The sequence below is a fragment of the Paenibacillus sp. GD4 genome, from assembly GCF_030846225.1.
In the GTDB taxonomy this organism is placed as follows: domain Bacteria; phylum Bacillota; class Bacilli; order Paenibacillales; family NBRC-103111; genus Paenibacillus_G; species Paenibacillus_G silviterrae.
Genome location: NZ_JAVCYK010000002.1, coordinates 2017361 through 2033055 on the forward strand (window position 1 = coordinate 2017361; position 15695 = coordinate 2033055).

Consider the following 15695-nt stretch of genomic DNA (forward strand, 5'->3'; position numbering starts at 1 on the left):
ATATGGGAATCAGGAAACTGCGGAGAGAGCTTCCATTGCATCTGATGATTGTGCCGGGACTACTTTTGATTGTTTTATTCTCTTATGTTCCCATGGCCGGTATCGTTATCGCTTTTCAAAAGTTTATTCCCGCGAAGGGACTGTTCGGTGATCAGAAATGGGTCGGTTTGGATAATTTCAGATACGTCATGAGTCTGCCGAGCTTTACACAGGTTCTATGGAATACGCTCTTTATTTCAAGCCTTAAGCTTATTTTGGGGCTGATCGTGCCGATTGCGTTTGCCGTTCTGCTCAATGAATTAAAGAATGAAGCGATTAAGCGGTCTGTGCAGACGACTATTTATTTGCCCTATTTCTTATCCTGGGTCGTCCTGGGCGGAATATTAATCGATATTCTCTCGCCGTCTGAAGGTATTGTTAATAGTTTGCTCAGCTCCCTCGGCTTTGAGAAAATTTTCTTTCTTGGCGATAACCAGTGGTTCCCAGCAACTCTTATAGCTTCGGATATATGGAAAAATTTTGGGTACGGGACGATCGTTTATTTGGCGGCCATTACGGGCATCGATCCCGGTTTATATGAATCCGCAACGATCGACGGTGCTAATCGCTGGCGGAAGATCTGGCATATCACCATCCCAGGTATGCGTATGGTTATCGTGCTGATGTCCGTTCTTAGTCTTGGACAACTGCTGAATGCCGGATTCGATCAAGTATTCAACCTGTACAGTCCTCAGGTTTATGAGAGCGGCGATATACTGGATACCTTCGTTTACAGGATCGGGTTGCTGGATGCCCAGTACGGCGTGGCGACGGCAATCGGGTTTTTCAAATCGGTGGTATCGCTGATCCTGATTTCAAGCTCCTACTTTATCGCTTATCGTTTTGCAAGATATCGAATTTTTTAAGAGGAGGGGAAGCGATTGTCGCAGTCATCTACGAGACTAACGGCGGGAGGCTTGACCCAGTCGCCTGTCAGGCGCAGACGGTTCGAATGGTTTTCCGTAGTAAATACTTCCTTTCTCATCCTGGTTTCACTACTATGCGTGCTTCCGCTCGTTCATGTCGTGGCGGTTTCGTTCAGCTCAAGCGCTGCAACTGCAGCAGGCTACGTGAAGCTATGGCCGGTTGATTTCACACTGGCATCCTATTCGTATACGGCCAGCCGGGGAGCGTTCTGGCAATCCATGCTTGTTTCTTTGGAGCGTATCGCCATAGGAACGCCATTAAATTTGTTGCTAACGATCTTGGTAGCTTATCCTTTATCTAAGGAATCCCATATGTTCCGATTTCGGATTGTCTACGCTTGGATATTCTTTATTCCCATGCTTTTTCACGGCGGACTGATCCCTTGGTATTCCACGATTAAGCAGTACAATCTGCTCGACTCGATCTGGGCTCTTATCCTGCCGCACGCGGTGCCCATCTTTAGTGTAGTATTGCTGCTTAATTTCTTCCGGGATCTGCCGAAGGAGCTTGAGGAGGCGGCTCTCATTGATGGCGCAAGCCACTGGACGACACTTTGGAAAATTTATGTTCCGGTTTCCAAGCCGGCACTTGCAACATTAGCCTTGTTTTCGATGGTCGAGCATTGGAACAGCTGGTTTGACGGCCTTCTTCTTATGGGAGACCCGGCCCATTATCCGCTGCAAAGCTACATCCAGACGATCGTGATTCAGCAAAATATGGCGAATATGTCACGTGACGATTTACTAAATCTGGCGCTAATTTCCGACCGGACGCTGAAAGCATCGCAGATTTTCCTCGGCTCTCTTCCCATTATTCTGGCGTATCCATTCTTGCAGAAATACTTCGTGAAAGGTATCGTACTTGGCAGCGTGAAAGGATAACAGGCATAGCTGTGCGGTTAAGTTCTTAACTAACCGTAGCAGGGTTTCTGCCATTCAAGTTATAATGGTGGAAAACGCTGGGGGCGCACATGTTGTTCAATCGTTTATCATTCTCCTTGCGAAATACCATATTTCTTCGACTGATCGTCACCTTTTTGCTTATTATGCTGCCTATTATTCTGCTTGGCGTCTATTTGTATCATTGGGTCGTAAAGACGGCAAGTGAAGACATTTCCAAAACGGCGGTTTCTCAGATCACCTTCTATCTGACCGATCTGGGGAATGAAATCGAACGAATGAAGCTGTTACAGTACGGTCTTCTGGAGGATGAAGATCTCAATGAGCTTGCGCTGGTCTGGGAACATATGGACACAATTAAACGCACGGAAGTAATCAACATGGTAAGGAAACGTCTCTACACCATTCAAAACAGCAGTAAGTATATCAAGAATGTGAATGCTCACATCCACCTCAATTCGAAAACCATTTCGTCTGCAGATGGGGTTTATGAGCTTGATACGGCACGTTATTCCGAGATTAGCTCCGTTTTGGGCGGCCGGAACAGACAGGTTATTGATTGGCAGGGTGGACTTTTCTTGAACGCGGCCAAGCTGGGGGGGATCAAGGGGACCGACCCGGTGTTTATTATCGAAATCGAGCTGGATACAAAGAAGCTGCAGGAGGCGCTGGAACAATTCAACACGTATGCCGGAAGCGGGACCTTATTATTCTCGGATAAGTCCGGCGTCATTCTTGCGAGCGGTTCCTCCCAACATTTTCAGAAAGAAACGATCTCTCTCATAGTACAAGAAAATGATACTCCGGATAGCCATGACGGAATCTATGAAATCTCGGGAAGCCGATATTATACCGCTCATGCGAGCTCCGATTATCTCGATATGTCCATTTACCGATTCATTCCCGAAGAAATCGTCCGGAAACCGCTTGAAAAGTTTTATATATTGGCATGGCTGTTTGCAGCAGCCGCTTTCGGGATTATTGGCGTCTATGCTTTATCTACCTACAAATTTATTCACAAACCGATGTTCACGCTTGTTAAGAGTTTTCGTCGTATGGAGAACGGAGATCTGGACGTAGTCATCGCACATGGGGCTAAGGACGAGTTCGGGTATTTATATAGCCGATTTAACCAAATGGTCACCAATCTTCGATTTTTGATCGATCAAGCCTATAAGCTGAAAATCATGACGCAACGGGCCGAACTGAAGCAGCTTCAGTCACAAATAAACCCCCATTTTCTATATAACAGTTTCTTTATTCTCAGTACGATGGCGAAGACGGGGGATGTAGAACGCATCGAGCAATTTACGAGACAGCTGGGTGAGTATTTCCAGTTTGTAACCCGCAATGCTTCAGATGAGGTCACGTTGAAACAGGAAATTCATCATGCCAGAATGTACACCGAAATTCAGGAGCTGCGCTTCTCGCGGCGGATTCGGGTACAGTTCGAGTCCCTCCCTGTGGAATTTGAGTCGGTTTTGGTCCCCCGCCTGATTGTACAGCCTATTATCGAAAACGCTTTCGAGCACAGTTTGGAGCATATGGCTCATAGCGGATTGGTTGTCGTCCGATTCGAGCGGGTTGAGACGGATATCCGCATTGTGGTCGAAGATAACGGCGATCGTCTGACAGATGAGGTACTACATCGGATTGAGGCTTCTCTGGCAAACGAAGATGATCGGACGGAGACGACGGGTATGGTCAATATTCACAGACGCATAAAGATCATGTTCGGCGAAGGATATGGGATAGAGGCATCTAGAAGCGGCCTTGGCGGATTAAAGGTGACCACTACGTTTCCCTTCAAAGGAGGTGATGCCCGTGTATAGAATGCTGATCGTTGATGACGAAGAGATTATAACGGACGGGTTGTTTGAGATATTCAACAAGCTGGATCTCGGCCTGGATCTATATAAAGCTTACTCCGGACGGGAAGCGTTGGACTTGATGAACCGGACGAGGGTGGACATCGTGTTATCCGATATCCGTATGCCCGGTATGGACGGGCTGGAGCTTATGGAGAACATTCGGCGCAATTGGTCGCATTGCAAGGTCATTTTTTTGACAGGCTTTAACGAATTCGACTACATCTATCGGGCGATTCAAATGCCGGGTGTAAGTTATCTGCTCAAGAGCGAAGGGTACGATAAGGTAATTAATGCAGTGCGTGAGGCTATCAAGGAATTGGAAAACAGCCTGAGGATCAACAACTTGATTCAGAAGTCAAGGGAGAATCTGACCACGCTTGAGACACTGGCTCAAGGAAACTATTTCCAGCATTTGCTTCATGGTGCGCGAGCCGCGGATGAGCTGGAAGAGGACTTTCGGAGGCTGGATATCCCCCTTGATCCTTCCTTGCCCGTCCTTGTAGCGCTTGGCGACCTGACGCAGAAGGGTATCCATAATTCGTTCGCCGACAGACAAGAGGCGGCACTAGCAGTCAAGTTTCTCGCGGAAACGTTCCTCGCGGAAAGAACGATAAGCCTTGGTATGATCGATCGTTATGGTGACCTCTTCTGGCTAATTCAGCCGTCTTCAGAATCCGGGATACCAAAGGAGGAAGCTTATACTCGAACCGTAAGGTTTCTGGAAGGTGAATTCGAGCTTATCCAGCAAGCCTGCACGGAATCCTTGGATCTGACAGTTGCCGTTACACTGGGAGGCAAACCGTGTGAGTGGAAGCTGCTATCAGTCTTCTACGATAAGATAAAGCGTCAGCAGCATTTGCGAGCGGGGGACGGCGCCCAGATGGTGCAGACGGTGAACATGGAGACTTCCGAGCCGTCCTTGCCGTCAAGAGAACGATCACCGCGTGATAAAGCAGAGGCACTAACGGCATACCTGGAAGGGGGGAGGAGGGAGGAGTTTCTCAAGCTCCTGGATGAACTGACGGAGCCGGCGCTCGATGGTCGGGGAACGGGAGGGTCCTTCCTGACGGAGCTGTATTACATGATAGCACTTATCCTGTTGTCTTATATAAACCGCTGGGAGCTTCATGAAAAGGTTGTTTGTGTCGGCCTCATGCAGAGTGATGGGCATGCATCCTGGCGTGAGGCGTTTGCCTTTCTGCGGCGGACGGCGGACTCGCTGTTTGTCCTCAGGCGAAGCGGGGAACGGAACAGGGCGGCTGCAGCCATTGATAAGGTCCGTTCTTACATTGAGGAGCATATTGCCGAGGATTTGTCGCTCGTACGTCTGGCGAATGTGATTCATTTCAATCCCTCTTATTTATCGCGTCTTTTTAAACAGGAGTGCGGTGTCAATCTTTCCGAGTATATTGAGGAAGTAAGAGTGGGTAAAGCCAGGGAGCTCCTCAAGCAAGACGAGTTGAAGATTTCAGACATCGGCATCCGAATCGGTTACGAGGCTCCTCATTCCTTTACCCGATTCTTTAAGAAAATGACCGGAGTAGCGCCTTTGGAATATAGGGAATCTCTGCGGAGATAAGAAAAGGAGCGTTGATTTGGATGAACGAGGGTAATGTGATCAAGAAAGACAGAGATAGTTTGAAAGCGGTTCTTAAGGCGGGCAAGGAAACAGGAACGATCAATCGCAACATTTACGGGCACTTCGCTGAGCATCTCGGCCGCTGTATCTATGAAGGTATTTGGGTAGGGGAAGATTCTGTAATCCCGAATACTAATGGAATTCGAAACGATGTACTGGAGGCGCTTAGGAACCTTGCCATCCCCGTGCTCCGTTGGCCCGGAGGATGCTTCGCGGATGAATATCACTGGAAGGATGGGATCGGGCCCCGTGAAGAACGGAAACGGATGCTGAACACCCATTGGGGCGGTGTGGTCGAGAACAACCATTTCGGTACCCACGAATTCATGATGCTTTGCGAGCTGCTTGGCTGTGAGCCATATATATGCGGGAATGTTGGCAGCGGAACGGTTCAGGAAATGTCCGAATGGGTCGAGTACATCACTTTTAACGGTGAATCCCCTATGGCTGAAGCACGTAAACGGAACGGACGCGAAGAGCCATGGAGCCTGACCTATTTCGGCATAGGAAACGAAAGCTGGGGCTGCGGAGGCAATATGCGGGCTGAATATTATGCCGATGAGTATCGCAGGTACCAGACTTATGTACGTAATTACGGCGATAACAAAATATTCAAAATTGCATGCGGGGCGCCTAACGACAGGTACGAATGGACAGAGGTCCTGATGAAGAATGCGGCATCCTACATGGACGGTCTCAGCCTGCATTATTATACGATTCCGGGTACATGGAAGAGTAAAGGATCGGCAACGGATTTTACCGAAAACGAATGGTTCATCACGATGAAGAAGGCATTGTTTATGGAGGAGCTCATCCGAGAACACGGCGCGATTATGGATAAGTACGATCCCGATCAACGAATTGGCTTGATCGTAGACGAATGGGGTACTTGGTTTGATGTCGAGCCGGGGACGAATCCGGGGTTCCTCTATCAGCAGAATGCTCTTCGCGATGCCCTTGTGGCCGGAGTTACCCTACATATCTTCCATGATTTCTGTGACCGGGTACAGATGGCCAATATTGCGCAAACCGTAAACGTTCTGCAGGCGATGGTCCTGACTGAGGGGCCGAGGATGATTCTGACCCCGACGTATCATGTATTCGAAATGTTTAAGGTTCATCAGGATGCGAAGCGACTCGATCTTGATTACAATAAGGGCGTATATGAATGGGAAGGACAGACGATTCAGCAGATCAGTGCATCGGCCTCTAAGGATGCGTTCGGTACCATTCATATGAGCTTCTGTAATATGGATCCCCGCGGCTCCGCTCATCTTGACATCCAGTTAGAGGGCATTGCGGGTAATGCCGGTATTACGGGAAAAATCCTGACGGCTTCGGACTGGGGCGCGCATAATACCTTCGAGCAGCCTGAGAATGTAATCCCACAGGAGTTCCTTGACTTCGAGCTTGCGGATGAACAGCTCTTGATAAACCTGCCGCCAATGTCTGTTGTCGTTATGACGGTTAAGGAACAATGAAGCCGATGCATTCAGTAACTGAATCCGGAGTATAGATTTATAACCAAACTTTCCCATGTACCGTGAGTAAGCTTAAATAACGTCAGCCGAAAAGGAGAAATGGCCCATGACCGGGAACAAGCAGCAAGATGTAAATGCTCTTCAGTGGGACGCCAATATGATCGTTCCAGGAGCCGCAGGGGATGGCTTGACCTGGTATGCTGCGCTTGCGGATCCGTTTCAGGTTGCCGGATTCGCTTGGCTAGCGGCGGATCAGACGTACCGGAGGCTTCCCGTTCGGCCCGAATATCCTGTATCCGACGCCGTTGACAGCCTAGCCAACTGTACCTCGGGAGGGCAGATCCGGTTTCGGACAAACTCCAGGAGGGTGGCTGTAAGAGTGCGGCTGAGCGGCACTCCGGGCATGTATCACATGCCGGCAACCGGCGAAGGCGGCGTCGACGCCTATATCGGCCTGCCGGGTAGCATGGTTTATGCCGGCACAGCCCGCTTTCCTTCGGGACAGGATGCATATGAAAGTGAGGTCTACGCCGGAACCGATGAAGAGCTTCGTCAATTCACCTTAAACCTTCCCTTGTATAAAGGGGTGAAGGAGCTGTGGATCGGACTGGAGGACGGGGCAACGGTTACGGGGCCCATCCCATACGAATCGCCAAAGCGGGTCATCTTCTATGGCACCTCCATTACACAGGGAGGGTGCGCTACACGCCCCGGAATGAGCTATACGAACTTGTTAAGCCGCAGAATCAATCTGGAGTGTATCAATTTGGGTTTTTCCGGTAACGGAAAAGGGGAGCCGGAGCTGGCGCGGTTGATTTCCGCTATTGCAGACCCGGCCTGCCTTGTGCTGGATTATGAAGCCAACTGCGATACGGAGCGCTACTGCCGTACACTTCCTGAGTTTATAAGCATTTACAGGGAAGCTCATCCGTCGGTTCCTCTGGTTGTGGTTTCCAGAATTGTGCACGGGGGAGAAGTACATAGGCCCGAATTACGCAAGAACCGCTTGGAGCGGCTGCATTTTCAAAGGGAGCTTATCCGGAAGCTGCAGGAAGCGGGGGATACGCAGCTGTTCTTCGTTGACGGCTCCGATTTATTGGGAGAGGAGCCCGCAGAGGCCACAGTGGATGGAGTGCACCCTACCGATCTGGGCTTTCTGCTGATGGCGAATGGGCTCGAGCCAGTGCTGCGAAATGTACTTTCGAAAGGCGGTCTATGACCGTCTTTTTGTCACTTCTGTGAAAGGGCTTCGCCAAAAAGTAAAAGTATGGGATGGGGTACCCTCTGATGATTTTTAGGCCTCTCCAGCCCTTTTTCAAGATTGGTTTGGTGTCGCCTATGGGAAGCCGTCAAGAGTTGGGCAAGGGATGCAATGCTGCTATAGTGCAGAAATCCACGATCCGAAACGAAGTTCAGAGCGGGATTTGTGGGAATAGGCATCTTCGCGGGAGTGCAATGGCTGAAGACCAGGCAAATGGCCCTGAAATCAAATCGAAGGTAAGAATAGGAACGGATTCCGAGCACGAAAAAGAGAAGTAGAGCCAGGCAAGAAGTGATCAAAAAGGGAATGGGCATGGGGTGGAGCGGCAATCTCGGAGTTAGTCTTTCTACGGATTGCCGCTCTCTTATTATACCCCCTACTGAATCGGTTCCCCTTCCCTTAGAAGGGTGTGCTGCTTCCGGTACTCTCCCGGGGCCATACCCGTCAGCTTCTTGAACATCCGGTTGAAAGAAGTCACGTTGCGATATCCGATTTGCAGCCCGATATCGTTCATATTCAAATCCGTCTCGACCAGCAGCTGTTTGGCCTTGCGTACCCGGACCTGGTTGATGTGATCGCTAAAATTCATGCCGGTCTTCTCTTTAATATACACCGACAAGTAAGCTGCGGACATATTCAGCTTATCAGCCAGCAAATCGAGCGAGATATCCTCCGCATAGCGGTTCTCCACGCTGTTCATGATGAATTCAAGTGTATCGTCCTTATCGGCCTTGAAGCGGTTCACAATGGCCGCGCATTCCGAGAAGAGCATACGGTAAAACTCCTTAAATTGCTGAACCGAATAGCAATCCTTCAATTGCCGGTTCAGCTCCTCCTGCAATGCCGCCATGTCCTCGTGGTAGCCGAATGATCCTTGGACCCTGCATACTCGCTCCACCATTCCCTCTCCGATCCTGCGGTACTGCTGTAAGGAAGCGTCCTTCTTGGCCATTTGGTCGAGCACCCGTTCGATAAGCAGCATGCAGGCCCGCTCATTGCCCGCCAGCAGCGCTGCATTCAGCTCCTGCTCCTGAGACGGGGTTAACAGGAACAGCCCTGAGCCGTTATGGAGCGTGGTAATCAGCTGCGTTTCCTCAACCGGTCTTGCTTGCTCCAGCATTTGAAGAACGATACGATATGCCTCATTGAAGCCGGAGGAATGGCGATAAACCGGACTAACGGCAATCGTTACAAGCAAGTACTGGCGATCGCGGTCCAAGATTTGCTTCAGCTGAGCGAGCGCGGAATCGAGTACATGGGGATTCTCACCCATCGTGACGAAGGACAAAATCTGATTATTCTCGATCTGAAACGTATGGGACGACGGAAACCGCTCAGACATCAGCACCCGGATATATTCACGAATATAATAGGCCGCCTTCTCGGGTACGATGGCAGGCTCGCCGCCGGCCGGTGCGCTGCGAAACTGAAGCTGATACATAATAATAACGTAGGGCTGGTCCGTCGCCAGGACATCCTTCCAATCGTTAATATCCGAATTGATTGCTTTCAGCTTGTTGATGTAGCCGTAGCTCGTCAAAAGCGAATTTTTACTCAGCATCTCCGTATGAATTTCCTCCTTCTCACGGATCAGCTCGTGCATCTCCCGGTGGATTAGATCGAATTCGTGGATGGCGTTGTCCACGCTTCCCGGATTTCGGTGCAGAATGGACGCTACGATCTGCTTCAAAGGACGATTGATGCCGCGGCTTAGCAGCCAGGATACGGTAATGCCGATGGCGACGGAGATGGCCAGGATGATATACATGGTCATGTTCAGCTTCGACACTTGGGATGAGATATAAGAATAAGGCACAGCCGTAACGAAGGTCAGCTGAGCTTCCTTATCCTTCACGGCAAAATAGTAGAAACCGTTCTTCAGCTGATAATCCTCATTCCGATCGAAAAAGGGCAAGCCTTCCGTCGATATTTCTTGAGACGAACGGTAAAGCAGGCTGCCGTCCGGATTCAAAATCATAAATCGGGGGTCCTTCTCCTGACTATGAAAGGCCTTAAGCATTTTGGCGGCATCCAGCAGGGCGATGACCCGGTAATTTTTGCCGGGCATCTGGAAGGAGATCGGGAGCAGCTGCGTATTCTGATCCGAATTTAGGCCGGTTACACGGAATTCCTCCGCCGGATGAAGCAAGTAGATGCCGGATTGCTGCGACAGCTTGCTCCAATAATCAGCGGTATAGACCGGACTTTGATAAAACCGGGAAAAAAACAGGTCCGAATCGCTCGTGCCTTCCTTCTCAATGACAAACGCCGGACGGGTAAAAAGGATGATCAGGTTATCCAAATAAAACATCGGGTTGTAGGCATGGGAACGCACCTCCTTGAGGGGCTCCCCGGCCAGCCAATAATTCGTTTCCGCATCCGGCCTGGAGACAAGCTGACGGTTGAAGGCTACGAGCTTCTCGTCATGGTAAAGGCTGAAAAGAAGCGTCTTGATCCGTGTGAAATGTGTCTGGTAGCGGTCGGCTGTATTTCTCAAGCTGAGCTGGTTATGCTGAATGATTTCCGTCTGGATTCTGTCCGTAAAAAACTGAAACGAAATCATATGAAAGGATACAAACAACAAAATAATGGTTAAGAAGCTAAGAAAGATTTTTACGAAAAGCGACTGACGCTTCATTAGGGTCCACATTAGTGCCTGATTCTCCTTTATGTAAGGGGTAGTATAAGTCAGCGGACGTAAAACGGGTTTCTACTTATATTACACGAAGGGCTTCCATTACGGAATTATCATTTTCTTTTATCCTTATCCATTTCTTATATAACCAACTTCCCGCTAGGGAACAAAGAATAAGTCAATTGCCGCAGAGCGCCTGGCGGAATATGATCGAATCACAACCGAAACCAACTAGGACTGAAGCAAAGGCAGGTGAACGAATGTTTTGAAAACGTCTGAAGCGGCATCTATAGAATCAGCCGGTCGTGTGATGGCACAGACGAAGCGGAAAGGTGCGCTGGTGTCCCTCGGGAAGCGCATGAGACGCAATTGGCAGCTTTATCTGCTTATCTCTCCGGTGCTGGTGTTTTTCTTGGTATTTGAATATGTACCGATGTACGGAGTGCAAATTGCGTTCAAAAATTTCATTGCTACCAAAGGAATATGGGGGAGTCCCTGGGTCGGGTTCCGGCATTTCGAACGCTTTTTTGAAAGCTACTACTTTTGGCGGCTGATGAAAAACACGCTGGGTATCGGGATCTACCAATTGGTTGTAGGGTTTCCGATTCCGATATTGCTGGCGCTGATGCTCAATGAAGTCCGTTCGAAGAAATTCAGCCGTTTCGTACAGACGGTGACGTATGCTCCCCATTTTCTATCGACGGTCGTTATGGTAGGGTTAATCATGATCTTTCTCTCACCGGAGACCGGATTGCTCAACCGAGTGGTGACGATGTTCCGGGGAGAACCGATTCCCTTCATGACGGATCCCGCGTGGTTCAAGACGGTATATGTCCTGTCAGGCGTCTGGCAGCAGATGGGATGGAGCTCGATCATTTATTTGGCGGCGCTTGCCGGAATCGATCCTCAGCTTCATGAAGCGGCGCGTGTAGACGGCGCCAGCCGTTGGCAGCGAATCTGGCATGTGAATTTGCCGGGCATCATGCCGACCATTATCATCCTATTGATTCTTCAGGTCGGATCGATCGTAGGCGTCGGCTTCGAGAAGGTATTCCTGATGCAGAATCCGCTCAATATGTCGGCCTCCGACGTTATCTCTACGAATGTATATCGCAGCGGTATTATCGGGGCGCAGTACAGCTATTCGGCGGCTGTCGGTTTGTTCAATTCCGTAATCAATTTCATCATGCTGGTGACGGTTAACCGTATTGCCCGTAAGGTCAATGAAACCAGCCTATGGTAAGGAGGGAGGAGCTTTATGGGACTGCTGCAAAGCCGGGGAGATCTGTGGCTTGAGCGTAGTATTCTCGCTGTTCTCTCGGTCATCACCGTTATTGTTCTGTATCCGCTGTTATTCGTCCTGGTCGCGTCGATAAGCAGTCCGGAAGCGGTCATGCGGGGCGAGGTATGGCTATGGCCCAAACAGCTGACTTGGGTCGGCTATGAGAAGGTGTTCGAGAACAAAGATGTCTTGACAGGTTATATGAACACGATTCTTTATACGGTGGTAGGTACGGCAGTGAATCTTGTCATGACCGTAGCGGCGGCCTATCCGCTGTCGCGTAAGGATTTTGACGGCAGGAATGTCATTACGGCCCTCATTGTGTTTACCATGTTTTTCAGCGGCGGAATGATCCCGACCTATCTGCTCGTGAAGCAGTTAGGCATGCTGAACAGCTTCTGGGCGTTGATCATTCCAAGTGCGGTCTCCGTGTGGAACATCATGATTATGCGGACGTTTTTCCAAACGGGGATTCCTTACGAAATGCAGGAGGCGGCTGCGATGGACGGCTGCTCCAATTTCAAAACGCTGACGCGCATCGTGCTTCCGCTTTCGCTGCCGATTTTGGCGGTCATGGTCCTATTTTACAGCGTTGGCCACTGGAATTCGTATTTTAGCGCGATGATTTATTTAAACGATCGCGATAAGTACCCACTGCAGCTGTTTCTGCGGGAAATTCTAGTACAGGGGCAGATGAACGAGATGATTGGCGTGGGTGACGATACGCTGTTAAAGACCATGATGGATGCGGAGGCTGTGAAATACGCCATCGTGATCGTGGCCAACCTGCCGATTTTGACCCTCTACCCGTTTCTCCAGAAGTACTTTGTCAAAGGCGTTATGATCGGTGCGATTAAAGGCTGAGATTCCGATATTTTGCAAATATGATCAGGAGGGTTTGTCTATGAAAAAGCGTAAATGGGCGGCAGCTACTCTAGCTGTTACCATGTCGACAGGCTTGCTTGCTGCGTGCAGCAGCGGAGCCGAAACGCCGGCGGCAGAAGGCCAAGGAGCGAAGAAGGAGGAGGTTGCCGGCTTGAACAGCACCGGCTTTCCGATTGCGAAGGAGCCGCTCACACTCACCTTCTTTACAGGTAAGGCGGCAACCAACGGCAATAACTTCGAGGAAACGCTGGTCTGGAAGGAATACGCCAAGATGAGCAACATCAAGGTGAATTTTCAGCTGGTTCCTTTCGAAAACTTAACGGAGAAGAGGAATTTGGCTTTGGCGAGCGGAGACTATCCGGATGCTTTCTACTCCGCAAGGGTGAGTGCCGCCGACCTGATGAAATACGGAGCTCAGGGCACCTTCGTCAAATTGAACGATTATATCGACAAGTACGCACCGAATTTCAAAAAGCTGCTTGATAAGTATCCCGACCTTCGAAAAGGTTTGACCATGCCGGACGGAGGCATTTATTCCTTCCCATCCTTCTATGATCCGGGCTTCCTACCGATGCTGATCGGTACGCCGCTCTGGATTAAGCAGGATTTCCTGACCAAGCTGAACATGAAGGAGCCTACCACGACCGAGGAATTCTATCAATATTTGAAGGCGGTCAAAGAGAAGGATCCGAACGGCAATGGACAGGCGGACGAGGTGCCTTATGCGGGCGGCGGCATTAACCCGTTGATCGAGCAGCTTCGCGGGGCGTGGGGCTTCGGGAACCGCGGTCTCGGCCATAAATTCGTCGATATGGACCCTGCCAAGCAAGGGGAGCTCCGCTTCTTCCGTACCGATCCGAAGTACAAGGAAGTGATCGAGTATGTTCGCAAGCTCTATGCCGAAGGTCTGATCGATAAGGAGATCTTCACGGTGAAGACCAGCGCGCTCTACGCGAAGGGACAAACCGGGGTGTTCGGGGCGACGATCAATCCGAACCCGACGACACAGATGAATCAGACAGGGTACGTAGGGCTGGGGGCACTGAAAGGGCCGCACGGCGATCAACTTTACACGCATCTGAAGGTGCCGATGGTATGGCCGGGTGCGTTCGTCATCACGGATAAGAACAAGCATGTAGAAGCAACGGTCCGTTGGATCGACTATTTCTACGGCGATGAAGGGGCTACCTTCTACTTCATGGGCTTGAAGGGCCAAACCTATAAGGAAACGGCGGACGGCAAGCTGGAGTTTGTGGAAGAAATCACGAAAAATCCAAGCGGCTTGACGATGGACCAGGCGCTGGCGAAATATATCACGTGGCTCGGCGGAAGCTATCCGGGTTACGTGCAGGAGAAGTATTTCAAGGGCTCGGAGACGCTGCCGGAATCGGTGGCTGCGGGCAAGAAGGCAGAGCCGCATGCGCTGAAGGAAATCTGGAATGCCTTTAACTTTACGGAGGAGGAAACGGAATTCATGTCTTCCGTAGGCTCCGATATTCATACCTACATCGGGGAGATGGAGGCGAAGTTCATTACCGGTGCCGAGCCCATGTCCGAATGGAATAAGTATGTGGATACCGTGAAGAAGATGGGAATGGATCAGTACATGAAGATTTACAAGCAAGCGTACGACAGATACAGCAAGAGCAAGTAACGACAGAGAGGCGGCTTTGTTAGCAAAGCCGCTCTTCTCAATTATTGTGCGCATTTTCAGAGAAAGGAGTTGCATAGGTTGGCGGCTTTTAAGAGAAAGCAGATCGTAGGGCTGGCAGGAGCCGGGGCGGTTGCATCGCTACTGGTGCTTGCAGCCTGTACGGAGGTTACGCTGGAGGATGTACCGGCAAAGTCGGCTCCTTCCGTAGCTCAGCCGTCTCCGCAGGAGAAGCCGCGGACGGATCAGGTGTTCGATAAGGAGAAGTATAAGGATCAGCTTACGATCCGCTATTTCTATCTGGAGGGCCCGGAGATGACGGGAGACAGCATCCTGATTCAATCGCCGGACGGAAAAAGCATGCTTATCGATTCGGGACTGCCCGGGGTCGGGTCACAGGTAGTAAGCTATCTGGATAAGCTAGGGGTCACGAAGCTGGATATCGCCTTGAATACGCATCCGCATACGGATCACATCGGCGGTTTCGCCACCGTTGCACAGAAGAAGGAGATCGGCGTCTTCTATATGGAGAACTTGCCCTATCCCAGCTCGGCGTCTTACAGGAATGCAATCGCCGCCCTGGATGCCAAGCAGGTGCCCAAGGAAATTCTTGAAGAGGGCTCCACCTTCAAGCTGGGAGAGGAGGTGAGCTTTGAGGTTTTAAGCCCGCCGAAAGGAGAGCTGCCGGGAGCTATCAAAACCTTCTCCGCACCGGAGATGAATGATTACTCCATGGTGCTGCGAATGACGTTCCGCGGCCAATCTTACTTAATCACGGGCGATATTTACAAGCACCGGGAGATGGAGCTGATCGGCTCTCCTTTGGCGGAGAAGCTGGATGCGGATTCGCTGCATGTCCCGCACCACGGAAGCGAGTCGACGTCATCCTCGGAGCTGTTCATGCAAGCGGTTACTCCTAAGTATGCCGTCATGAGTCAAAATTTGTTTCAGAGTCCCAATCTGATGGAGCGGTATCAGAAGAAGGGGGCGCAGGTATTTTCGACCGGTCTGCACGGCAATGTATTGCTTATTCTAGATGGGAAAGTCATACGTACGGTTACCGAGAAGGATTGGGCGCCAAGGTCCGGCGCCGCTCAGAAGTAGAGTGATTCTATCATTCCAAGG

The 15695-nt window shown here is 50.4% G+C and carries 11 protein-coding genes; 10 read left to right on the plus strand and 1 reads right to left on the minus strand.

Annotation, left to right across the window (positions count from 1 at the left end; all coding sequences use genetic code 11):
• The first annotated feature begins 2 nt into the window (after nucleotides 1-2).
• The 6 genes from RAC89_RS31520 (at nucleotide 3) to RAC89_RS31545 (ending at nucleotide 8075) form a co-directional block, all read left to right on the plus strand.
• A complete protein-coding gene (locus tag RAC89_RS31520; protein WP_306617713.1) occupies nucleotides 3-905 on the plus strand; it encodes an ABC transporter permease in 903 nt (300 codons plus the stop codon).
• A gap of 51 nt (nucleotides 906-956) precedes the next feature.
• Nucleotides 957-1847, plus strand: coding sequence for a carbohydrate ABC transporter permease (locus tag RAC89_RS31525; RefSeq protein ID WP_306617911.1), 891 nt, complete (start codon nucleotides 957-959; stop codon nucleotides 1845-1847).
• Nucleotides 1848-1963: 116 nt separating this feature from the next.
• On the plus strand, nucleotides 1964-3697 hold the full coding sequence (locus RAC89_RS31530; RefSeq protein WP_306617715.1) for a sensor histidine kinase: 1734 nt from the start codon (nucleotides 1964-1966) through the stop codon (nucleotides 3695-3697).
• Nucleotide 3698: 1 nt separating this feature from the next.
• Nucleotides 3699-5315 (plus strand): response regulator transcription factor, encoded by a 1617-nt coding sequence (locus RAC89_RS31535; protein ID WP_306617913.1) that lies wholly within the window; start codon nucleotides 3699-3701, stop codon nucleotides 5313-5315.
• Nucleotides 5316-5335: 20 nt separating this feature from the next.
• Nucleotides 5336-6856: an alpha-N-arabinofuranosidase gene (locus RAC89_RS31540; protein WP_306617718.1), complete on the plus strand. Its 1521-nt coding sequence runs from the start codon at nucleotides 5336-5338 to the stop codon at nucleotides 6854-6856.
• A 106-nt stretch (nucleotides 6857-6962) separates the two neighbouring features.
• The gene (locus tag RAC89_RS31545) at nucleotides 6963-8075 is read left to right on the plus strand and encodes an SGNH/GDSL hydrolase family protein (RefSeq protein ID WP_306617720.1); all 1113 of its coding nucleotides are present in this window, start codon (nucleotides 6963-6965) and stop codon (nucleotides 8073-8075) included.
• A 418-nt stretch (nucleotides 8076-8493) separates the two neighbouring features.
• Here RAC89_RS31545 and RAC89_RS31550 read toward each other — a convergent pair whose 3' ends face one another.
• A complete protein-coding gene (locus RAC89_RS31550; protein WP_306617722.1) occupies nucleotides 8494-10767 on the minus strand; it encodes a helix-turn-helix domain-containing protein in 2274 nt (757 codons plus the stop codon).
• A gap of 295 nt (nucleotides 10768-11062) precedes the next feature.
• Between RAC89_RS31550 and RAC89_RS31555 the strand changes: the two genes are divergently transcribed.
• The 4 genes from RAC89_RS31555 to RAC89_RS31570 all read left to right on the plus strand — a co-directional run bounded on the left by RAC89_RS31555 (nucleotide 11063) and on the right by RAC89_RS31570 (nucleotide 15674).
• Entirely contained in the window at nucleotides 11063-11995 is a 933-nt protein-coding gene (locus tag RAC89_RS31555) for an ABC transporter permease (protein WP_284646676.1), read from the plus strand.
• Nucleotides 11996-12010: 15 nt separating this feature from the next.
• Complete coding sequence (locus RAC89_RS31560; protein WP_306617724.1) at nucleotides 12011-12898, plus strand: carbohydrate ABC transporter permease; 888 nt, start codon at nucleotides 12011-12013, stop codon at nucleotides 12896-12898.
• Nucleotides 12899-12938: 40 nt separating this feature from the next.
• Nucleotides 12939-14573, plus strand: coding sequence for an extracellular solute-binding protein (locus RAC89_RS31565; RefSeq protein ID WP_306617726.1), 1635 nt, complete (start codon nucleotides 12939-12941; stop codon nucleotides 14571-14573).
• Between the two features lie 78 nt (nucleotides 14574-14651).
• Nucleotides 14652-15674: a ComEC/Rec2 family competence protein gene (locus RAC89_RS31570; protein WP_306617728.1), complete on the plus strand. Its 1023-nt coding sequence runs from the start codon at nucleotides 14652-14654 to the stop codon at nucleotides 15672-15674.
• Nucleotides 15675-15695: the final 21 nt, after the last annotated feature.